General features: G+C 58.1%; 18 protein-coding genes. 10 read left to right on the forward strand and 8 right to left on the reverse strand.

Annotation, left to right across the window (positions count from 1 at the left end):
• Positions 1-42 precede the first annotated feature (42 nt).
• Genes ACN0WX_RS05365 through ACN0WX_RS05375 form a run of 3 tightly spaced genes read left to right on the forward strand, consistent with a single transcriptional unit; the run spans position 43 to position 2,199 of the window.
• Entirely contained in the window at positions 43-816 is a 774-nt protein-coding gene (locus ACN0WX_RS05365) for an IclR family transcriptional regulator (protein WP_417621275.1), read from the forward strand.
• Positions 817-857: 41 nt separating this feature from the next.
• Positions 858-1,349 (forward strand): nuclear transport factor 2 family protein, encoded by a 492-nt coding sequence (locus ACN0WX_RS05370; RefSeq protein WP_417621276.1) that lies wholly within the window; start codon positions 858-860, stop codon positions 1,347-1,349.
• 40 nt (positions 1,350-1,389) lie between these two features.
• Positions 1,390-2,199 (forward strand): SDR family NAD(P)-dependent oxidoreductase, encoded by an 810-nt coding sequence (locus ACN0WX_RS05375; RefSeq protein WP_417621277.1) that lies wholly within the window; start codon positions 1,390-1,392, stop codon positions 2,197-2,199.
• 30 nt (positions 2,200-2,229) lie between these two features.
• Here the strand turns inward: ACN0WX_RS05375 and ACN0WX_RS05380 are convergent, their stop codons facing one another.
• The 5 genes from ACN0WX_RS05380 to ACN0WX_RS05400 are packed head-to-tail and all read right to left on the reverse strand — an operon-like array spanning position 2,230 to position 10,388.
• The gene (locus tag ACN0WX_RS05380) at positions 2,230-3,840 is read right to left on the reverse strand and encodes an SMP-30/gluconolactonase/LRE family protein (RefSeq protein WP_417621278.1); all 1,611 of its coding nucleotides are present in this window, start codon (positions 3,838-3,840) and stop codon (positions 2,230-2,232) included.
• 48 nt (positions 3,841-3,888) lie between these two features.
• On the reverse strand, positions 3,889-5,298 hold the full coding sequence (locus tag ACN0WX_RS05385; RefSeq protein ID WP_417621279.1) for an aldehyde dehydrogenase family protein: 1,410 nt from the start codon (positions 5,296-5,298) through the stop codon (positions 3,889-3,891).
• A 33-nt stretch (positions 5,299-5,331) separates the two neighbouring features.
• Positions 5,332-7,119 carry a thiamine pyrophosphate-binding protein gene (locus ACN0WX_RS05390; protein ID WP_417621280.1) on the reverse strand — a complete coding sequence of 596 codons (1,788 nt, stop codon included), beginning with the start codon at positions 7,117-7,119 and terminating at the stop codon, positions 5,332-5,334.
• Positions 7,116-8,525 (reverse strand): aromatic ring-hydroxylating oxygenase subunit alpha, encoded by a 1,410-nt coding sequence (locus ACN0WX_RS05395; protein ID WP_417621282.1) that lies wholly within the window; start codon positions 8,523-8,525, stop codon positions 7,116-7,118. The genes ACN0WX_RS05390 and ACN0WX_RS05395 overlap by 4 nt, the downstream gene beginning before the upstream one ends.
• A gap of 18 nt (positions 8,526-8,543) precedes the next feature.
• Positions 8,544-10,388 carry a flavin-containing monooxygenase gene (locus tag ACN0WX_RS05400; protein ID WP_417621283.1) on the reverse strand — a complete coding sequence of 615 codons (1,845 nt, stop codon included), beginning with the start codon at positions 10,386-10,388 and terminating at the stop codon, positions 8,544-8,546.
• Positions 10,389-10,568: 180 nt separating this feature from the next.
• Here ACN0WX_RS05400 and ACN0WX_RS05405 point away from each other — a divergent pair, with 180 nt between their 5' ends.
• Positions 10,569-11,423 carry an SDR family NAD(P)-dependent oxidoreductase gene (locus ACN0WX_RS05405; RefSeq protein WP_417621284.1) on the forward strand — a complete coding sequence of 285 codons (855 nt, stop codon included), beginning with the start codon at positions 10,569-10,571 and terminating at the stop codon, positions 11,421-11,423.
• Here the strand turns inward: ACN0WX_RS05405 and ACN0WX_RS05410 are convergent.
• Positions 11,420-11,950 carry a nuclear transport factor 2 family protein gene (locus ACN0WX_RS05410; protein ID WP_417621285.1) on the reverse strand — a complete coding sequence of 177 codons (531 nt, stop codon included), beginning with the start codon at positions 11,948-11,950 and terminating at the stop codon, positions 11,420-11,422. The two genes, ACN0WX_RS05405 and ACN0WX_RS05410, sit on opposite strands and share 4 nt — an antisense overlap.
• 244 nt (positions 11,951-12,194) lie before the next feature.
• Between ACN0WX_RS05410 and ACN0WX_RS05415 the strand changes: the two genes are divergently transcribed.
• On the forward strand, positions 12,195-13,340 hold the full coding sequence (locus ACN0WX_RS05415) for a sulfotransferase family protein (protein WP_417621286.1): 1,146 nt from the start codon (positions 12,195-12,197) through the stop codon (positions 13,338-13,340).
• Between the two features lie 14 nt (positions 13,341-13,354).
• Here the strand turns inward: ACN0WX_RS05415 and ACN0WX_RS05420 are convergent, their stop codons facing one another.
• A complete protein-coding gene (locus tag ACN0WX_RS05420; protein ID WP_417621287.1) occupies positions 13,355-14,206 on the reverse strand; it encodes a TauD/TfdA dioxygenase family protein in 852 nt (283 codons plus the stop codon).
• Positions 14,207-14,240: 34 nt separating this feature from the next.
• Entirely contained in the window at positions 14,241-15,419 is a 1,179-nt protein-coding gene (locus ACN0WX_RS05425) for an FAS1-like dehydratase domain-containing protein (RefSeq protein WP_417621288.1), read from the reverse strand.
• 243 nt (positions 15,420-15,662) lie between these two features.
• On the opposite strand from ACN0WX_RS05425, the gene ACN0WX_RS05430 reads away from it, so the two are divergent.
• The 5 genes from ACN0WX_RS05430 to ACN0WX_RS05450 all read left to right on the forward strand — a co-directional run bounded on the left by ACN0WX_RS05430 (position 15,663) and on the right by ACN0WX_RS05450 (position 20,363).
• Positions 15,663-16,379, forward strand: a complete 717-nt coding sequence (locus ACN0WX_RS05430; RefSeq protein ID WP_417621289.1) for a TetR/AcrR family transcriptional regulator — start codon at positions 15,663-15,665, stop codon at positions 16,377-16,379.
• Positions 16,379-17,362 (forward strand): MDR family oxidoreductase, encoded by a 984-nt coding sequence (locus ACN0WX_RS05435; protein WP_417621290.1) that lies wholly within the window; start codon positions 16,379-16,381, stop codon positions 17,360-17,362. Before ACN0WX_RS05430 ends, ACN0WX_RS05435 begins: the two co-directional genes overlap by 1 nt.
• 17 nt (positions 17,363-17,379) lie before the next feature.
• Positions 17,380-19,059 (forward strand): class I adenylate-forming enzyme family protein, encoded by a 1,680-nt coding sequence (locus ACN0WX_RS05440; RefSeq protein ID WP_417621291.1) that lies wholly within the window; start codon positions 17,380-17,382, stop codon positions 19,057-19,059.
• Positions 19,056-19,463, forward strand: coding sequence for a nuclear transport factor 2 family protein (locus tag ACN0WX_RS05445; protein ID WP_417621292.1), 408 nt, complete (start codon positions 19,056-19,058; stop codon positions 19,461-19,463). Before ACN0WX_RS05440 ends, ACN0WX_RS05445 begins: the two co-directional genes overlap by 4 nt.
• A 138-nt stretch (positions 19,464-19,601) precedes the next feature.
• The gene (locus tag ACN0WX_RS05450) at positions 19,602-20,363 is read left to right on the forward strand and encodes an SDR family NAD(P)-dependent oxidoreductase (RefSeq protein ID WP_417621293.1); all 762 of its coding nucleotides are present in this window, start codon (positions 19,602-19,604) and stop codon (positions 20,361-20,363) included.
• Position 20,364: the final 1 nt, after the last annotated feature.

A 20,364-nucleotide genomic window follows, 5' to 3' on the forward strand; every position in this document is an offset into this window, starting at 1 on the left:
TTTTCTTGCATTGCAAATATAGAATGCTATTCAATATATCGAATGAAAAATGATCTCGCAGATAATGTAAAAGCCAGCAAGGCGCCCGCAATTGCACGCGCAACGGCAATTTTGCGCTTGCTGGGGAAAAGTAACGCACCTTTGAGCCTGCAGGCGATCGCGAGCGGACTCGGGCTTGTTCCCAGTACCTGCCTCTATGTCTTGCGGGCGCTGGTGGCAGAAGAGCTGGTGGCGTTTGATCCCGCGACCAAGCGCTACAGTCTCGACGCCGGAATATTGACCCTGGCGCGGCAATTTCTGCACCGCGACCAGTTTCATCAGCTGGCCCAGGAACCGCTTGATGCGCTGGCCGCCGAATATGATGTGACCACCCTGGGTGTACAAATCGTCGGACTGGATCATATCGTCGCGCTGGCTGTATCTGAGGGCGAAGGGAATTTTCGCCTCAGCACCAGAGTGGGCAGCCGCTTTCCCGCCCTGATCAGCGCGACGGGGCGCTGCATTGCGGCCTTTGGCAATCATTCATCGGCCCAGCTGGAACGAAGGTTTTCGAAGTTGCGCTGGGATCATCCTCCCAGTTTCGAAGTCTGGATGGAACAGGTCGAGCAGACTCGCGAGGCTGGCTTTGCGGTCGACGAAGGCCATTATATGGCCGGCGTCGTGGTAATCGCTGCACCGGTATTTGCAGCGACCCCGGTGCCAAGCCACGCATTGGTCGCTATCGGAACGGAAAGCGCCATTCGCGGTGCCGGAATGGTTCGACTGGGAAAAGCGCTGAAGCGCGAAGCGGCCAATCTCTCCGCGATGCTGGGTTGAAGGCGGATAGACCGCTCGGGATCGGAACTGAGGAGATGGACATGGATGAATTTACGGTGGCAGCGGTCGGAGTGGGCCAGTTGCACGCCCGCTTTGTCGACGCGGTATTCCGTCAGGATATCGATGAATTTGCGCAATGTTTCGCCAGCAATGGTGTCTGGAAAATCGCCGGCATGCAATTGTCCGGGCGCGAGACAATCCATGAAGCGGCGACGCGGCTCCTGGGCCTGTGCGAGAAAATTCAGCTGATTGCGCAAACGCCGATACTCGAGGTCGAGGGATCAACCGCACAGGGGCGCCAGCAGATCATCGAATTTGCCAAAATGCCGGACGGTACATCGGCGATGACCTTTGGTGTCTATCATGACCGCTATGTGCTGGAGGACGGACGCTGGCGCTTTGCCAAACGCCACTGGTCGTTCAAATATCGCGGACCAGCCGACTTGTCGGCGGCCTTTGTCGACACGCCGGACTATGGTGCATTTCCTGATGGCCCGTCAGAAGACGAAACGACCTATGTCCGCACCAGCTAGGATTTTTTCGCAATCCAATTGATTCTCGCGGGAGCAGGATATGAAATTATCGAATAAACTTGTTTTGATCACCGGCGCGGGCAGTGGCATTGGCCGGGAGATGGCCTTGCAACTGGTACGCAGCGGTAGCCGGGTCATCGGTGTCGATATCCGGGGCGAGGCACTGGAGGAAACACGGGCGCTGCTCGACAGCGGCGTTGCGGAGAATTTCATTCCGCATGCGCTCGATGTAACCGACCGCGACGCCGTGAAGGCACTGCCCGAACTGTTGATTGCCAAATATGGCGAATTGGATTGCCTGATAAATTGTGCAGGCATGATCCAGCCCTTCGTGCGGTTCGCGGAGCTGGATGAAGCGGCGATGGAACGGGTATTCAACGTCAACTGGTTTGGCACATTGTACATGACCCGCGCATTCCTGCCGCATTTGCTTGCGCGCCCCGAAGCGCAGCTGGTCAATTTCGGCAGCATGAGCTCGATTGCACCGCTGCCCGGACAGGCCATTTATGGCGCATCCAAAGCAGCGGTGAAGTTGCTGACGGAATCGCTCTATGCCGAGAATATGGGTAGTCACCTGCACGTGACGCTGATTTTGCCCGGTGCTGTTTCAACCGATATCAGCAAAAATTCCGGTCTCAAACTGGCCGGTGGATCGTCCGGGAACAAGCGCCCGACGGATGTCGCGACGGCTGAGGATGCGGCCCGGACGATAATCGAGGGAATTGAATCCAATGCCTACCGGGTGCTGGTCGACAAGATGGTGATCGACGTCGATGCGCTCTACCGCCAGGATCCTCGGCAAGCGACGGAAACGATTGCCAGCCGGTTCAGCGGTCTTCTGGACGGATAGCCAGCAGAACCCGGTATACAAGTCCGCCGATTAATATTGCGCCTGGATTGTCGGCGTCACGGCCAACACGCTGCCTTCGGCATCGCCGGAAATATATATTGTGCCATCCGCTCCGCAAGCAAGGCCGGTAAACGCATCCATCGGACCGGACAAAGTGCCGACCGCGCCGACCCGGTTCGGGATCATGCCTTTCGGAGCCTTCAGCGGCAGATCTGTTGCCAATATCGTGCGGAGCCCCTTTTCCAGATCGAATGCGACCAGTTCCTTGGTACCGCAATCGGCGATGTAGAGAATCTTTTGGTGGACCGCGATACCCTGCGGTTCGCCCAGCCCGTCGATGACGGTCTCGCTGCCACTGTCGGTCACCCGCGAGATGCGGCCCGCTGCGGATTCCGCGACCAGGCAGGCTCCGGCGTCATCATGCGCGACGCCCATCGGTCGGCTCAAGCCGGTTGCCAGTTTCCGGGTCTCACCATTCTCGACAGCCAGCAACCGGCCCCCGTCGATCTCTGCAACATGGATCACTCCATCCGAACGACAGGCGATACCGCAGGGATTGTTCAATCCCTCGCACAGGAAATCGCTTTCGCCATCCGCTGTTCGCCAGCGCGCGACATGGCCGTTGGAAGTGGTCACGATCCAGTTGCCGTCTTTTCCCTGACACACGCCCCGTACCCAGCCGGGAAAGCCGGGCGTAAACAGAAAGCCGAGCAATTCGAGCTGGCCTTGCGGGGCGAGCAGATAGGTAAAGCCGCCATCGGCAACAAACAGCGAGCCATCTGCGCCCATCGCCAGGCCCGTGGGCCATTGCAGCCCGCGTTCAACCAAAGGCCTTGTCTTGCCGCCGCCGAGTATCTCGGTGACTTCGCCGGGAATGGAAGAGACGAACAGCCGTTCGCCGACGAATGTGCAATTGTCGAGTCCGGGACCAAGCTGCGCGAGCAACGTGCCGGAACCATTTTGCGGATCGATGCGGAGCACCTGGCCGCTCGCCACCTGGGTGGATATGATATAGCCCTTGCTGTCGAACTTGACCGAATCCGGTACGCCCAGATCGCCAGCCACTACCTCCGGTTCGCCGCCCTCGAGCGGAACCCGCCAGATTTCATTGGTGCCCATGATCGGCATATAGAGCAATCCGTCGGGGCCGATCGAAAAGGCATTGGGCATCGGCACGCCTTCCAGGATCATCCGCGCTTCGCCGCTGCTGCGGTCGATCTCCATCACCCGGCCGTCCGGACGGCATTCGCCGGCGATCAGCCGGCCCTGATGATAGGTGACCGGATTGGCCACTGGCATGTCGCCTTTCAGAATATGGTGACTGCCATCGGGAGCGAGGACCGTCAGCCGGCCTTCGGTAATCTCGGTGATATAGATATTGCCATCTTCGTCGAAAGCCAGGTCATCCGGTGCAATTACCGGTCCGTCCCGTCCGCTGATGGTATCGATCCGACCGCTGTCGGGATCGATCGCGCTGATTTGGCTTCCCGCCACCTGGGCGACATAAATCCGGCCATCAGCCCCGGTGCGCAGCCCGTTGGCACCCATCAGCCGGCTGGGCGGTGTCAGTCGCTTGACCGTCCATCCCGCGTCGGTCGCGATCGGTGAAGGGCCCTCATATCGTCCGGAATTGGCTGTCATAGGGACTGCATCCTTGTTGGTTCTGTCCCGGGCCATTCCCGGTAGTGTTCAGCCGACAATTGCCTTGGTTTCGAGATATTCGGCAAAGCCGTGTTCACCCCATTCGCGGCCATTACCGCTGCGCTTGTAACCACCGAAGGGCGCGTTGAAATCGAAGCCGCCATTCACGTAAATGGCTCCCGCCCGGATCTTGCGCGCGATTTCGTGGCATTTGTCCTGATCATTGCCATCGACATAGCCGGCCAGCCCGAAATCGGTGTCGTTGGCGATGGCCACCGCGTCTTCGAGATCATTATATCCGATCATCACCAGCACCGGCCCGAATATTTCCTCGCGCGCGACGACCTTGTCGTTGGTGGTCGCGAAAACGGTTGGTTTGACATAATAGCCCTTGTCGAGCCCCTCGGGGAGACCCGGGCCGCCGGCAACCAGTTCGGCGCCTTCATCGATCCCTTGTTTGATATAGGCCTGAACAGTATCGAACTGGTCCTCTGACACCACCGGTCCCATCGCGGCATTCCCTGCGGGATTGCCAACCGTGACCGCTTCCGCCGCTTGCGCTGCTGCGGCCTTGGCTTCTGCCATGCGGGCCTGCGGGACGATCAGCCGCGAGCCCGCGCTACAGGTCTGTCCCGAATTCACCATCATGCCGCTGGTCGCCGCAGCAACCCGTTCGGTCAGGCCGTCGTCGTCGAGCAGGATATAGGGGCTTTTCCCGCCCAGTTCGAGACAGACACGCTTGACGGTATCTGCCGCATCTTTGCTGATCTGGACGCCGACGCTTTCCGATCCGGTGAAGCTGATCATGTCGACGTCGGGATGCGTGGACAGCGCGCTGCCGATTACCGACCCTTTGCCCTGGACCATGTTGAACACGCCCTTGGGGACACCGGCGGCATCCAGGATTTCGGCAAGAATCTGCGCGCTATAGGCCGCAAGCTGTGGCGGTTTCAGCACGACCGTGCAACCCGCTGCCAGCGCCGGGAAGACCTTCACCGTCACCTGGTTGATCGGCCAGTTCCACGGCGTGATCAGACCGCAAACGCCAATAGGCTCCTTGACGATCAACGTGTCGCCTTGCCGTTCCTCGAAGACAAATTTTTCCAGCACGGCAATCGCGGTATCCAGATGCCCGGTGCCCAGAAATGTGTGAAAACCGGAAGCCAGGGATGCCGGCGCGCCCATTTCCTCGGTAATGGCCTCGGCCAGTTCGGGGAGACGCTTTTCATATTCGGACTTGATGGCTTTCAGCAGCGCGAGCCGCTCTTCGCGTGACGTCTGCGAATAGCTGGCAAAGGCGGCGCGCGCCGCCTTGACTGCCTTGTCGACATCCGCCTCGGACCCCAGCGCGATTTTGCCGGAAATTTCCTCGGTCGCCGGATTGACCAGATCGACCGTGCCGGAACCAATGGGGTCGACCCATTGGCCATCAATGTAGAATTTCAGATATTCGCGCATATTCTCTCCCTCGCGTCGATCATGCCTGCGGCGTTATTGCGTACCTTCGGCATACCATGTGCGGAACTTGTCATATTTCGGCATCTCTTCCGAATTGGCCTTCGGATCGATCGGCACGTGGATTACGGCAGGGCCGCCGCGGGCATAGGCGCGTTTGATGGCAGGACCGATCTCGTCGGCTGTTTCGACATATTCGCCATAGGCACCAAGTCCCTCGGCAATCTTGTCAAAGCGGACCTTGTCGCTCCAGTGGGTGCCGGTTTCTGCGGTGCCCTGACCGAAAGTGCGCTTGTAGACGCCGACTTCGAGACCCCATTGGAAATCGACCGCGACGACGCAGACCAGCGGCAAATTCCGGCGGACCGCAATTTCCAGTTCGGCAATATGGAACAGGAAGGAGGAGTCGGATGTTACCAGCATTCCCGGTCGCGTCTTGCCGGTTTCCGCGATGTCGGCCAGCATGGCGCCGGTCGCATAAGGCAGGCCGGTGCCAATATGGCCGTAATTCTGGTTCCAGATCACGTCATTCGGCTTGCACTGGTTGTAGGTCCAGCCGAACACCACAGAGGCACCTCCGTCGCGGATCATGATGCCGCCTTCCGGGAAGGCCTTGGTTGCCTCGACGATGAAGCGCGCCGTGTGCACCTGGCTATTGCCGGTGCCATCGCTCTTGGTCAGGGCTTCCTGACCCAGTTCATCGAGTTCGGCCTGACCATCTTTCATGAATTTTTCGAGGCCGGCTGCGGGAGGGAGCCCGTCACCCAGCGCGCGGCTCAATTGTGGCACCACCGCGCGCAAATCGCCGACGAGGGGAACGTCAATCGGTCGATTGACCCCGATTGCGGTCGGGTCCTGCTGGACATAAATCCATTTGCGATTGGCTTCGCCCTCGTGCCAGTGCCGCCAGCGCCCGAAATGCACCGGCTCGCCCAGCTCGGTCCCCAGCGCGACAACTACATCACAGGCTTCGACCGCCTCGATCGACGCATCGGAAAACACATATTGGAACGTGCGGTCTTCGAGGCCCTTGATATAGCTCGTGCCACCGGAGGTCTGGATCACCGGGCAATTCATCTTCAGCGCCAGTTCCCTGACCGCGTCGCCCGATTTGGTCGTATGCACCGCATGGCCGACCAGCAGGATCGGGTTTTTCGCAGCCTTGATCAGCTCCGCGGCTTCGGCAAGACGGTCGCCGTCGGCCCCCTGATTGGTCAGCCGGTAGCGATGGGGCGGCAAGACTTCGGGCACGTCGAGCTCTTCCAGAATGACATTGCTGGGATATTCCACATAGGTCGGCCCCGGGGTTCCCGACATGGCGATGCGAATGGCTTCGCGGATCACTTCGTCGGTCTGGTCGGCATATTCGATGGCGCCGGAATATTTGACCGAATCCTCGATCATCGGTTCCTGCTGGACAAACTGGATCCGGCCGCGCCGAACGCGCCGCTCGGTCACCCGCGCGCGTTGGCCGCCGAGGAAGATTACCGGTGAATTCTCGACTTTGCAGCACTGGATGGCGGGCATCATGTTGGCGAGGCCGGGGCCCAGCGTACCGAAGCACAAAGCCGGTTTGCCGGTGATCCGGCTGGCCGCCTCGGCCATGAAGCCGGCAGCCGCTTCGTGGTGTGGCGAGACCACGGTCCAGCCGCGCGATTCCGCTTCCAGGCAAAGATGCACGAAATTGGGATCGGGAATACCGAACAGCGTCTTGATGCCTTCCGCTTCAAACAGATCGAGTATCCGCTTGTAGACGGGCGTTCCGCCTGCCTTGACCGTCAGTTCCGAAGTTGCGGTTACCGGTTTGGGATCGTCATAGCTCATATCATTTTCCTCACTTCGCCACGCCCCATGAAATTCGCCAGATTGCGATGCAGGTTGATGACTTTCTGTTCTTGATGTGGATTGGGCAGGGGGCCTCTGAACCCGCTGGATTTCATGCCCTTCTGGACAAATTCCATATTGGCAAAATCCTGGGCCAATACGGAGCCCCAGTTTTCGGCGATGGGATCGGCATAGACCCATTCGGTTTCGGGTTCTTCTCCCTCGGGGAAACGCTCCAGTGCGTAGCTTTCAAACACGCATTTATTCGGATCATCGCCGTAGGGCCGCACGCGATAGCATAAGGCAAAGGTTACCCCGTGCAGGATGTTCTGATTGGGCCACAAGCCCCAGGCGAGGCCGGCCTCGGCCATGATTTCCGGTGGGATTTCCGGCCAGATCACGCCGCGCGCCGCATCGTCCTTCTTGGCGGAAGCCATCCAGTGCGCGATGACATCCGCTGGCGGGGTATCCTCGGGCAGCTCGTCAACCAGCCGGCTCGCCGCCTTGACCAACGTCTCGGTGGAGGCGGAAAAATTGACCGTCTCGTAATTTTCCTTGATCAGTTCATAGGTAGAAACGCGCGGGTCCAGACCCTTGCCGGCGCGGGTCGTGCCCGAACTTTCGGCCATTTTCAGGTCCTCGTCACGCGTGTCATAACTGCTGACCGAATGCAGGCCATATTGTTTGGAAAGCGCGTAATAATTGCCATAGGCGAGCAGCTGCGTGTGAGTTCCGGCGACATGATAAGGCTCCAGAAAAGCCTCAATCGCGGTCTTCCAGTTGCAGTCGTAAATCGCCCATTGCCGCCACTTGTACCGCATTTTGGACAGTTCGAAATGATCGAGAATCTCGCCGGCCCGTCCCATCCATTCGCGCAACGGGATACAGTCGGGATCCATGTTGATGTAAATATAGCCGCCCCAGCAATCGACCTTCACTTCGCTAAGGCAGGTCATCTCGGGGGTAAGCTTGTTATCCCAGTCCTGCGGATCCAGAATGAAGATATTGTTGCCGTCGGTGTCGTAGGTCCAGCCATGGAAGCCGCAGATGAAATTCTTGCGATTGCTGCCGCGCACATCGTGGACCTTGCCGGGCAGCATGTCGGGTACACTCACCAGCTGGCGGCCACGATGCGGGCAGACATTGTGAAAGGCCTTCAGCGAGCCATCATCCTTGCGCAGGACAATGATCGACTCTTCGGCGACATTATAGGTCATCCAGTCACCGGGATTGGGCAGGTCGGTTTCCCGCTCGACCATCTGCCAGATTTTCGGCCACAGCTTGGACTTTTCTTCTTCCAGATAGTCCCGCGACAGGAACGCCTCGGTCGGGTAGGTCACCAGCTCTTCCCGATCCATCACGTCGGGGCCAATGTTCTGCGGATTGGTCGGGTTAGATTTGGTCATTGAACTTGTCCTCCCGCATCATTCCGTTTCCTGTTTTCCACGGATATCAAGACCTGCCAGATGGCCCTCGTCGCGCCATGCCTTCAGCGTCTGCATGAAGTCGTTCCAGCCAGCGCCCCATTGACGGAACAGGCCCCATTCATGGCTGTTCGCACCCTCGTTGCTGAAATAGCTCGGCGGGCAGATATTCAGGAACTCGCTATTGTCGATCTGGGTGGCCTTGAAATGATCAGTATAGGCATCCATCGATTCCTGGCTCGGCTCGAGAGCCGTTACGCCGCGTTTCAAGCCTTCGGCTATGATATAGGCGATATGCTCGCCCTGGCGGCCGAATTGTTCGGTGACCGAGGCGTTCAGGCCGCCCTGAATATATCCGATATAAAACTGGTTGGGGAAGCCATGGGTCATGGTTCCGTGGAGAGTTTGCGGCCCATCGCGCCAATGATCATAGAGCGACAGCCCGTCGCGCCCCTCGATCTTGTCGATGCCCCACCGCCGCTCCAGCGCGCTGGTCACTTCGAAGCCGCTGGCAAATATGATGCAATCCGCTTCATATTCCTTGCCATTCGCGATGAAGCCTTTTTCTGTTAGTTGCTGCAGCCCGCGTGTTTCCGACACATCGATCAGCTCGACATTATCCTGATTGAATGCGGGGTAGAAGACATCGCTGGAAAGCGGCCTTTTGCACATGAAATTATAATAGGGTTTGAGCTTTTCGGCGAGCTCGGGGTTTTCGATCAGCTCGTCTACCCGGCGGCGCATCCGTTCCATCACGCGATAGTCCATTACGTCCCGCCGGGCGAGCATTTCCTCCATGCTTAGCTCCGGCCAGCCCTCCGCATCCAGTTCTTCCTTCAGATTGCGGCTGATTTCGGTCCAGAAATCACACACGAGATCGGTATCGCCCGGTCCATAGGATTCCATCGCACCGCGATGGAAGTTGGCCATCCGTTCTGTCTGCCATCCGGGCTGCAGCGATGCCAGCCATTCCTCATTTGTCGGCGGATTGGGCCGCGCATCCACGGTCGACGGGGTGCGTTGTACAACATAAAGCTGCTCGCAATATTGGGCGAGGAACGGCACCGCCTGAACGGCCGTAGCACCTGTTCCGACAAGCGCGACCTTCTTGTCCTTCAGCTTGTCCAGTACCGGATTGCTGTAGCTGCCGCCGGTATAGTCATAATCCCAGCGCGCGGTGTGGAACAGCTTGCCCTTGAATTTTTCCATACCCTCGATCGAGGGCAATTTGGGCATGTTCAGGACGCCGTTTGCCATGACCACAAAGCGCGCCTTGATATCATCGCCGCGATTGGTGCCGACATGCCAGCGCTGGATGGCTTCATCCCAGGTTAGAGAAGTGATCTGGGTGTGGAAGAGTGCCTTGTCGGCAAAGTCGTATTTTTCCGCAATCTTCCGCGTATAGCCCTGAATTTCTTCGCCATCCGCGAATCTCTTTGACGGCATGAAACCGGTTTCTTCGAGCAACGGAAGATAGCAGTAGGATTCATTGTCACACTGAATGCCGGGATAGCGGTTCCAGTACCACACGCCGCCAAAGTCGCCGGCCGTATCAATATTGCAAAAATCGGAGACACCCTGTTGAGTCAGATAATAGGAGGCCAGAACCCCGCCCCAGCCTGCGCCCAGAACGACGACATCAATCTCGTCGTTGATCGGTTCGCGCGGTTTCATTTCGATATTGGGGTCAATTGAATAATCGGCCACCGCTCCGCCTTGCGGCCGGACATATTGTTTTTGCCCGTCCCGGAACAGACGCTTTTCCCGCTCAGCCTTGTATCTTTCCCGTAAGGCCGGAATATCTAGATCTTCGGCAGGCGGGACATTACTTTTTTTACAGGACATTCACTTCCCCGAGACTCTGGTTACAGCTTTGTCATAATCGAGAGGTCGGCTGTTTCCACCCGGAATGACACCGACCCGGCGCCTTATCGCCCCAGCGGTGCGAAAGGAGATGCAAAGCATGCTATTCCCGTCGGGCGACCGATGGAATGACAGAGGTCGCATCACTGCAAAGGAATGAGCATGAACAATCTTGAAGGCAAGATTGCCTTGGTAACAGGAGCAAGCCGCGGAATGGGGCGCGGTATCGCACTCGCGCTGGCCGAACAGGGCGCAACGGTTTACGTCACTGGCCGAACGGTTACCGAGGGCAAGCATTTGCTGCCCGGTACGATCGCCGCAACGGCGCAGGAATGCGACATGCGTGGCGGTCGGGGTATTGCGGTGCAGGTTGACCATTCCAACGATGAAGAGATTGCCGGACTTTTTGCGCGAATTGCCGAGGAGCAAGGGCGCCTCGATATTCTGGTCAACAACGCCATCATGATTCCCGACGAACTCACCCAGCCAGGTGGTTTTTGGCAGAAACCCATTTCCAACTGGTCGATGCTCGATATCGGGCTTCGCGCCGCTTTCGTTGCATCCTGGCACGCGGCCCAGATCATGGTCCCCCAGCGCTCCGGACTGATTGTCGGCATTTCCGGTTATGTCGGGGTGACCTACACCTACAGCGCGCTGTTCGGGACCTGCAAAACGGCGCTCGACCGGATGGCGCGGGATATGGCTGTTGAGCTAAAGCCCAGCGGCGTCGCCTCCCTTTCCCTGTGGCAGGGTTTCACTTATACGGAACGTGCCACAGAAAATCTCAAATCTGTTCCCGGCATGGCGTCCCAGCTGAATAGCGCAGTAGGCAGTTCGGTTGAATTCCCCGGACGTGTCATCGCCAGTCTTGCCGCCGACGAGCGGATCATGGAGAAAAGCGGTGGTACGTTCATTGCACCCGAACTGGCTGCCGAATATGGCCTGACCGATATTGACGGGCGGATCATCCCCACGCTGCGCGAAGAGCGCGGGGCACCGATTTGGCATCCGGTCTAGGGCCGGATCTCGGCAAAAAAGCCATGGCTCCAGTCGCCATGGGCGCGACCGGAAAAACGGGAATCGCTAAACTGCTGGCCCATCACGCCTTTTGACCAGTCGATCGAGTCTCCCCAGTCCTGATACCAGTCGTAAAGCATCTTGCGCGATGCGATGCGCCACTCATTGTCACGCTTTGCGAAAATATCGAGATAGCGGCCACCGATGACGGTGTCGCGTTCGCCTTCTCCCATGTCCAGGCGGTGATAGGAAATGACTTGCGTTTCCGCCTTGGCGCCATCGCCATCCAGCGCGATATGACTTTGCGCGACAACATGTTGGGTGTTGGTAATTGCCTCTGCGCCCGGGACAACCCATGCGAGATATTCGTCAAAACTGCCTTGAAACACGCCATAATCTACGACAGCATCTGGCCAGAAAGCGGACCGGATGAGATCGGCATCGCGCCGGTCCTCTCCCCGTGCGAGCCGTGCAATGCAGCGGCGAATATATTCGTGATCAAGAAGGTCTTCGAGCGCTTGTTCCATAATTTTCTCTGCCTCTGGATTTTGACACCATTAGTAGGCCGGAAATAGGCCGCTGCAATAGCCGGCACCGAACATCGCCACCGGGATGCAGGGACTGAGCCGGCAGAAAAAGGGCTGGCTTCGCGGGAGCGATAAGCAAAGTTGGCGGATAGATTGCTCCGGTGAGCGTGATATGGCGGAAACTTCAAAACATACAGGGGAACGACTGGCGTCGTTCTGCTTCCACGGAGCGCAGGAGATATAAATGGGTATGATCGCAACACAGGACTTGCTGAACCGGGCAAGCGCCGAGACAGGGCTTGATGACTATGGTGACCTTCCGTTTCGCGATGCCCTCGATCGCCTGGTGAATTCTGCCGATAGTGAAGCGAAATTGAGCGAAGGTGGCAGAGAGCGGTTTGCGGGTTCGATTATCGGCTATCTGGTCAATCGCCTGAAGATCGTGGATTACCTTAAAAAACACCCTGATCTTCTTGATAAGCCTATTGAAAAACCGATGTTTGTTTTCGGATTGCCACGCACGGGCACGACCCTAACCATCAACATGCTGGCCTCCGATCCTGCTCGTCGGCACTATATGCGATGGGAAGCGCTCAACTCCGTGCCACCGTCGAAACCGGGCGGATATAAGGATGACGAACGCTATCTCGCGGAGCAACAGCGAATCGATATGTCGCAAAAATATATGCCGCATCTCTCCGCCATTCATCACGAGGATGCGGACAGCCCTTCCGAAGACCAGTTCGCAATGGCCATGTCATTCTGTTCGCAGCTGTTCGATTCCGTTCTCGACGTTCCAGCCTATCATAAGTGGTTCCTGCACGAAGCGGACTATGAGCCGGCTTTCCGTTTCCAGAAAATGCAGCTCCAGGTCATGCAAGCCGAAAATGGGGGTCGCTGGACCCTTAAAAATCCGTGGCACCCGCTCTATCTCGATGCCTTGACGACCGTCTATCCGGACGCTCAGCTGGTCATGACGCATCGCGACCCGCTGCAGGTCGTCGGTTCGGCCTGTTCACTGGTGAATGCTGTCCGGCCGATCTACAGCGATGCAGTCGATCGCCGCCGGATCGCGGACGCACTGATGGAAACCTTCGATCTTATGATCGAACGGCAGCGGGCTTACCGGGCCCGGCACGGAGAAGATGCGATTTTCGATATCGACTATGCCGAACAGGTTAGCGACCCTGTCGGGATGATGCGAAAAATATATGACCATTTCGACGAACCCTTCACGCCGGAAGCGGAAGCCGCAATGCGGGCCTGTATCGCGGAAAATCCAAAGGGCAAGCACGGCAAGCATAAATATACACTGGAAGAATTTGGTGTCAGCGAAGACGAGGTGCGCGAACGCTATAAGGATTATCGGGAACTTTATGGGTTCGCCTGATCAAGGCCGCCGAATCAGATGGAAAGGACCGATTCCGTGCCTTTGAGAGTCAGGCGGTGCATTATCCGCCCGGCATTGGCTGCATAGGGGTAGGACCGGTGGAGCAGGCCCGGATTATTGAACATCACAAGATCACCCTCTGACCATTTGTGGCGATAGGTGAAGCGTTGCTGCGTTGACCATTCGAGCAGTTCGGAAAGCAGCGCTTCCCCCTCTTCGCGCGGCATGCCGACAATGCGGTCTGCCGTCGAACCGATCATCATGGATGTTCGGCCATCGCGCTGGCGCCAGACCAGCGGGTGCACTTTGTCGGGGAAAATTGCATCCCAGCGGGCAAAATCATCATCACTGGGCGTTTCATGGATTTTCTTGCCGACAGCGGCCAGGCAGTGGACGACTTTCAGTTTGGCGAGCTGCGCTTTACGGTCTTCCGGCAGGGCTTCCCATGCAGCAAACAGATCCGCAAACCCGGTGTCACCACCCGAGCTGGGCTGTTGTTCACATTTGAGCATCGTGCTCTTGCCGGGCATGTCATAGACCGTACCGTCCATGTGCCACCAGTCATTGCCCTGGACCAGTTCGAGCTGGGTCTGGTCATCCTTGTCGAGCGCGATGCGGTAAACGCCGCTATCACTCGCTTTCGAATTGTCGGCAGTCACCCCCGGATCATGCTGCTCGCCCAACGCGCTGCATAATTGGACGAAAAGCGCGTCGCTCAGCTTGATCTTGGGAAAGACCAGGACATTATATCGGTTCAACCCGTCGAGGATTTGTTCCGGCACGCCCGGCGCGACAATTTTCTCCGGCGCAACATGCACATAGCCGCCGATCAAGGGGGTTATGGGTTCGAACGTGACGTCCACCATGACACTCTCCATCGGCGACCAATAAGACGCAACCTCATTCGGGCCGTTTGAACAGCTCGATCTCGGCCGTGGCCGTCGCCATCACCGCGCCCAGTTGATTCTGCATGCGGCAATCGACGGCAACCATGTGGCGACCGTCTTCGTCGACATATTTGTCGAGGATATTGCCGGTCATGATCGTGATATCGCCGGTCAGCGCGGGGCTGCGATAATTGCACTTGCTGTGCCGGACCATGCCCCATTCGCTGGCCCAGCCGGCGAAATAATCGGTGATCCACGCTCCCATGGACGCGCCATAGCCATAGCCCCGCGGCATGCCGATATAACGTGCCCAGCGGGGGAAGAGATGCCCGCGCGAGGGGCCGATATAGGCGCCGTCGGTATTTTCCGGATTAATCGCCTCCTCGGTCGGATCCTGCTCCGGTCCGGCCATTGGACCGACAAAACCGAGTTCCGCCATGTTGAGATCGGTGCGGCGGTGCATGCTGCCCCATTGGGTGAACGTATAGCTGCGCCATTCGGTGGTGAAGCTGACGATCGAATGGATGCCGAAGACGCGCTCGGGCAGGGCGGTGCCTTTTTTGACATCGTCCCAGTATCGCGGGCTGTGGCCCAGGTCGTGGAGCATCTTGATCCACTCGAACTTGCGGTGTTCCAGCTGCTCCAGTTCGTCATCGGTCCAGACCGGTTCTTCATGGCCTTCGGTCGTGCCGGACTGGCTCGCTTCGCCGGCTTCCTGGCCGTAACGGATGGAGGTGGAACGCTGCTTGGCGACGAGATCACCATGCTGGTTATAGTAAAAATTGTCGCCGCGCTGGAAACAGGTTGGGCCGGCGAAGCTCGTTTCCTTGATCGTATAGTCAAACGGAATGCGTTCGTTCCAGATCCGGTCTCCGCCTTTGACTACCGGGCCGTAGAACCACCATTCGTCGCCACCGAACAGCATGTGGGAATTGGGAATCTTGCCGATGCAGGACGGGGCGGAGCCATGCCCGTCATCCATGGTTACGGGGAAGCTCTGCGGCGCGATCAGTTCGCCGTGACGGCTCTGCATGGCATAGTTGGTGTCATAGTGAAGCCGGTTCGGATAGTGCATCGCCTGCACCCAGCGACGGATGTCGCAATTGGCAAAAGGTTCCACCATCCGGGCGGGCTGCATGGATTTGCCCATATAATTATCGAGATCAGAGCAATCGAGCTTGGGAGTTGACACCGTTTTTGTCTCCTTGTTTATGTTCAGCCGCACTGCGGACCATTTGACAGGCTGAATGCGCGACATTGGCAGAGAGGCCAAGTCACCGAGCGTTTTAGTCGCATCATATCGCTGCAGCGACGTATTGCGGCAAATGCCACGCAATATTGGATTAACTTTCGCGCGGGCGATAGATGAAAAGGCACAGTTGCAAGCACGGTAGCGCGCGTCCATGCAGATACTGTCGGCAGGGGAATTGGATAAATGGCAAATAACATCAGGCGCAGGGCCCGTGACCCCGAAGCGACGCGAGCCGATATTCTCGAAGCCGCCCTGACCTTGCTGTCCAAGGACGGGCCGGATGCGGTAAGCCTGTCGGCCGTGGCGGCGCTTGCCGGAGTCAACCGGGGTACCGCCTACCAGCATTTTGAAACGCGTGAAAAGCTCGTCGCCGCGACGCTCGAGCTGGTTTCCGAGCGGATGTTCCTGACAGTTTTCGGTGATCCCGAACTGCTCGGCGAACGCGATGTCGAAAAGGTCGACATGGTCGAGACCACAGACCGTCTTGCCGTTTTTGCTATGGAAAATCCCGATCTCTGTCGCATCTGGCTGTTGCAACTTCTGTCCCTTCCCGATCCGTCCAAGGATCCGTTCTGGCGTGAATATGCCGGTTCCATCGCCCGCTTCGCACAGACCGATATGGCGAAGCCGGGTATCGATGTTGACGTATTCTCGGTGATCACGCTGGCTGGAAATTTTCTATGGCCGGTGTGGGCACGGTCGCATTCGCATGACGACAAGGAACGTACCGCGCTGGCGCATCGCTTCGCCCGGGAAATGCTGCGGCTTTCGCTATATGGCACGCTCGTTGAAGACCGGAACCAGACCGTTGTGGAACGGCTGGCGGACGAGGATTTCGGGCAATCGCCAAAGTCACTGAAACTAGTAAATGATGAATCAGAAAAAGGAACAAATTCATAATGTTCAACGCAATTGTTATTGACAAAAATGATGATGGTCAATCGGTCGAACTGACTCAGGTTGATGAAGCAAGCCTGCCCGAAGGCGATGTGCTGATCGACGTCGCTTATTCGACGCTGAACTTCAAGGACGGGCTGGCGATCACCGGCAGTTCACCGGTGGTACGCAGCTTTCCCATGATCCCCGGCATCGACCTTGCCGGTACGGTGCGGGAATCTTCCCACGTCGACTATAAGGCAGGTGACAAGGTCGTGCTCAATGGCTGGGGCGTGGGCGAAGCCCATTGGGGCGGACTGGCGCAGGTTGCCCGGCTCAAGGGTGACTGGCTGGTTGGCCTCCCCAAGGCGTTCGATGAAAAACAGGCGATGGCCATTGGCACAGCCGGATATACCGCAGCATTGTGCGTCGATGCGCTTGTCGATCACGGCGTGACACCGGATCAGGGCGAAGTCCTGGTTACCGGTGCCACGGGTGGAGTCGGTTCGGTTGCGATCGCGCTGCTCAAGGCGGCGGGTTTCACCGTTGCTGCGCTCACCGGCAAGCCCGATGAAGCGGACTATCTCAAGGGCCTCGGTGCCGACCGGATCATTGATCGTGCGGAAATGGGCGAGAAAGGCAAGCCGTTGCAGCGGGAAACCTGGGCCGGTGTGGTCGATACGGCGGGCAGTTTCACGCTTGCCAATGCTTGCGCGCAAACGAAATATGGCGGGGCGGTCGCGGCCTGTGGCCTGGCGCAGGGCTTTGACCTGCCGGCAACGGTGATGCCGTTCATCCTGCGCGGCGTTTCGCTGCTCGGCGTGGACAGCGTGATGGCGCCCAAGGCCAAGCGGCTGAAGGCGTGGGATCGCCTCGCACGGGATCTCGATACCGCTGCGCTGGAATCCATCGGTCAGGACATTTCACTGTCGGAAGCCGTTGATACTGCGAAAAAATTCATGTCGGGTGAAGTGCGCGGGCGCTACATCGTCGATGTGAACGCCTGACCCGCGGGCGATTATCCATGTCGGCAAACGCTCTCTCCATCGTCGCAGGCCCTCCTCTTGCAGAAGAGGAAGGCCTCGGCGAGCTGACGCTTTCGGGCTGGTTTTTGCATGTTACCGCACAATTTGCCGAGCGTGAGGCCCTGGTGTTCTATGACGAGGGAAAGCGCGTCAGCTGGACCTATGCGGATATGCGCCAGCGGGCCTTCGAGGTAGCGCGTGCGCTGATAGCAGCAGGAGTCGGCAAGGGCACGCGTGTCGGCATATTGATGACCAATCGTCCCGAATTTCTGGCCGCTACATTCGGAACGGCGCTGGCGGGCGGCGTGGCGACGACGATCTCGACCTTTTCGACGCAGAACGAGCTGGAGCATCTGGTGAATCTGTCCTGCTGCTCGGTGCTGCTGCTCGAACGCCAGATACTCAAGAAGGATTTTTCCGCCCTGATCGAAGCGATCGCGCCGGAGATCAGCAACTGCTCTCCCGGCCAGATCGTCTCCGGGACATTTCCTTTCCTTACCCATGTTGCTGCCATCGGCGAAGCTGGCGGTGCGATCGAGACATGGGATGATTTTCTCGCTCGCGGACAAAATGTTGGTGACGACCGCGTTCTTGCCAGGGCCGAGCGAAACCGGCCTTCCGATCCCGGGGTCCTGTTTTTCTCGTCCGGTTCGACCGCCATGCCGAAAGGCGTGTTGTCTGCGCATCGCGGGGTAACCCTGCAATTATGGCGTTTTCCGAAATATTACGGCGTCGAGCGCACGCCTCGGGTCTGGTCGGCCAACGGATTTTTCTGGTCGGGCAATTTCGCCATGGCCTTTGGCGGCGGGTTGACAAGGGGCGGCGTACTGGTGCTGCAGTCGACCTTCCAGCCCGAGCAGGCACTGGCGCTGATGGAGACAGAAAAGGTGAACCAGGTTCATGCCTGGCCGCACCAGTGGGAGCAGCTTGTCGCGGCCCCGAACTGGCCCACTGTGGATCTGTCGGCAATGTATTATGTGGATCGCACCTCGCCGCTGGCCGAGCACCCGACGATCACTACCGACTGGCGCGAACCTTATGCCACTTATGGCAACACCGAGACCTTCACCTTCAGCTCGACCTTCCCCTCGAACACGCCGGAAGAGGTGATCGGGGGGTCCCATGGCAAGCCCTGTCCGGGCAATATATTCAAGATCGTGGCACCGCTGACGGGCGAAACGGTACCGATGGGCGAGCGTGGCGAAATCTGCGTCAAGGGGCCGACGATGATGCTCGGCTATATCGGCATCCCGCTCGACGAGACACTTGATGACGAAGGTTATTTGCGCACCGGTGACGGCGGCTGGTTCGACGACCAGGGGCGGCTGCACTGGGAAGGGCGGCTCAACGATATTATCAAGACGGGTGGGGCCAACGTATCCCCGCTCGAGATTGATGCGGTGCTGAAGAAAAATTCCGGCATCAAGGCGGTGCAGACGGTAGGCATTCCGCACGATACGCTCGGCGAGATCGTTGTCACCTGCATTGTGCCCCATGAAGGTGCGAAACTGGACCAGAGCGCGGTTCAGTCTTTCGCCAAGGAAAAACTGGCCAGCTACAAGGTGCCGCGTCGGGTGCTCTTTTTCGCCGAAGAGGATCTGCAACTCACCGGCAGTGCCAAGATCAAGGCAGCAGATGTGAAGAAACTGGCTGCCGAGCGTTTAGCAGGAGAAATATGATGAGTCAGGACGCTTTGGCGATCGCCAATCTGAAGGCGCGCTATTGTCTGGCGGCTGATACCTCGACCAGCGACGAAACGGGCGCGCGGGAGATGTTCGCCGATTTGTTTACGGAAGATTTTGTCGGCGACTATGGCTTCAGCATGCTCGAAGGGCCGAAAGCCATTGCCGACTTCATGGTCACGGCGATTGGCGGCGGCAGCGAGTGGATGATCCACGCGCTCGGTTCGCCAATAATTGAAATCGATGGAGACAGCGCAACAGGAGACTGGACCATCCAGGTAGAATCGCGTCGGCGCGAAGGCGCGGGGCTGATGACCGTGGTGGGGCGTTACTCGGATATTTTCAGGCGAACGGACAAGGGTTGGCGGATAGCGGGCATCAAATTCACTCGCTTTGAATGACGGTCGCATACGACCAGACATACTTGAAATCCGCCGCTTCCCTGAAGCTGCCGTCGCCGACTGGCAAACGAACCAGATAGCAATTGAGGGTGATATTCCGGAAGGTTTGATCCCTTTTCAAGGTTGGGAGAGAAATGCATGAACAAGAGATTTTCCGGTAAAACAGTCGTTGTCACGGGCGGAGCCGCCGGGCTGGGCCGCGCCCATGCGCTCACTTTCGCAGCTGAGGGCGCGCATCTGGTCCTCCTTGACATCAACGAAGCCGGTCTGGCGGAAACCAAAGCGCTGATCGATGATCTGGGATCAACGGCATCAACCCACCGGGTTGATATGTCGGACGAACAGCAGATCATCGACTTTGGCAAGACAATACTCGCCGTTCATGACAGTATCGACGTGCTGATCAACAATGCCGGGCTGCACATGGGCGAAATCGCCCGCGGCTTCAGCGGAATGGGGCTGGCGAAATGGCAACATTTCTTCACCGTAAACAGCTTCGCTCCGCTGCTGCTCGCCGAGGCGATCCAGCCGGCGCTGGCAAAGGCCAAAGGAATCATCATCAACAAATCCTCGATGGCCAGCTATAATCCCGCAACTGCCTATGGGATTACCAAGGCGACACTCAACATCTTCACCCATGCCATGGCGACCCAGTTTGCCGCCGACGAGATCCGTTGTGTGGCGATCGCCCCCGGCCTGATGGCGACGGAAGCCGCGCAGCAGGGCGTGGATCCGGAAAATTGGGAGAAACTGAAGGCGATGCAGTTCGTCAAGCGTCAGGGCACGGCAGAGGATATCGCCAATCTCGCGATATTCCTGGCATCGGACGAAGGCAGCTTCATCAACAATCAGGTGCTCCTGTGCGATGGCGGCAACATGATGCGCGGCTGGCGGGGATGAT

This window comes from Parasphingorhabdus sp., from assembly GCF_048269915.1.
In the GTDB taxonomy this organism is placed as follows: domain Bacteria; phylum Pseudomonadota; class Alphaproteobacteria; order Sphingomonadales; family Sphingomonadaceae; genus Parasphingorhabdus.

What these genes read in the sequence shown, in the direction of transcription:
- ACN0WX_RS05365 (WP_417621275.1), top strand. Translation starts at nt 43, where the DNA reads ATGAAAAATGATCTCGCAGATAATGTAAAAGCCAGCAAGGCGCCCGCA.
- ACN0WX_RS05385 (WP_417621279.1), bottom strand. Translation starts at nt 5,298, where the DNA reads ATGCGCGAATATCTGAAATTCTACATTGATGGCCAATGGGTCGACCCC.
- ACN0WX_RS05410 (WP_417621285.1), bottom strand. Translation starts at nt 11,950, where the DNA reads ATGGAACAAGCGCTCGAAGACCTTCTTGATCACGAATATATTCGCCGC.
- ACN0WX_RS05395 (WP_417621282.1), bottom strand. Translation starts at nt 8,525, where the DNA reads ATGACCAAATCTAACCCGACCAATCCGCAGAACATTGGCCCCGACGTG.
- ACN0WX_RS05375 (WP_417621277.1), top strand. Translation starts at nt 1,390, where the DNA reads ATGAAATTATCGAATAAACTTGTTTTGATCACCGGCGCGGGCAGTGGC.
- ACN0WX_RS05420 (WP_417621287.1), bottom strand. Translation starts at nt 14,206, where the DNA reads ATGGTGGACGTCACGTTCGAACCCATAACCCCCTTGATCGGCGGCTAT.
- ACN0WX_RS05405 (WP_417621284.1), top strand. Translation starts at nt 10,569, where the DNA reads ATGAACAATCTTGAAGGCAAGATTGCCTTGGTAACAGGAGCAAGCCGC.
- ACN0WX_RS05380 (WP_417621278.1), bottom strand. Translation starts at nt 3,840, where the DNA reads ATGACAGCCAATTCCGGACGATATGAGGGCCCTTCACCGATCGCGACC.
- ACN0WX_RS05370 (WP_417621276.1), top strand. Translation starts at nt 858, where the DNA reads ATGGATGAATTTACGGTGGCAGCGGTCGGAGTGGGCCAGTTGCACGCC.
- ACN0WX_RS05400 (WP_417621283.1), bottom strand. Translation starts at nt 10,388, where the DNA reads ATGTCCTGTAAAAAAAGTAATGTCCCGCCTGCCGAAGATCTAGATATT.
- ACN0WX_RS05390 (WP_417621280.1), bottom strand. Translation starts at nt 7,119, where the DNA reads ATGAGCTATGACGATCCCAAACCGGTAACCGCAACTTCGGAACTGACG.
- ACN0WX_RS05440 (WP_417621291.1), top strand. Translation starts at nt 17,380, where the DNA reads ATGTCGGCAAACGCTCTCTCCATCGTCGCAGGCCCTCCTCTTGCAGAA.
- ACN0WX_RS05435 (WP_417621290.1), top strand. Translation starts at nt 16,379, where the DNA reads ATGTTCAACGCAATTGTTATTGACAAAAATGATGATGGTCAATCGGTC.
- ACN0WX_RS05450 (WP_417621293.1), top strand. Translation starts at nt 19,602, where the DNA reads ATGAACAAGAGATTTTCCGGTAAAACAGTCGTTGTCACGGGCGGAGCC.
- ACN0WX_RS05445 (WP_417621292.1), top strand. Translation starts at nt 19,056, where the DNA reads ATGATGAGTCAGGACGCTTTGGCGATCGCCAATCTGAAGGCGCGCTAT.
- ACN0WX_RS05415 (WP_417621286.1), top strand. Translation starts at nt 12,195, where the DNA reads ATGGGTATGATCGCAACACAGGACTTGCTGAACCGGGCAAGCGCCGAG.
- ACN0WX_RS05430 (WP_417621289.1), top strand. Translation starts at nt 15,663, where the DNA reads ATGGCAAATAACATCAGGCGCAGGGCCCGTGACCCCGAAGCGACGCGA.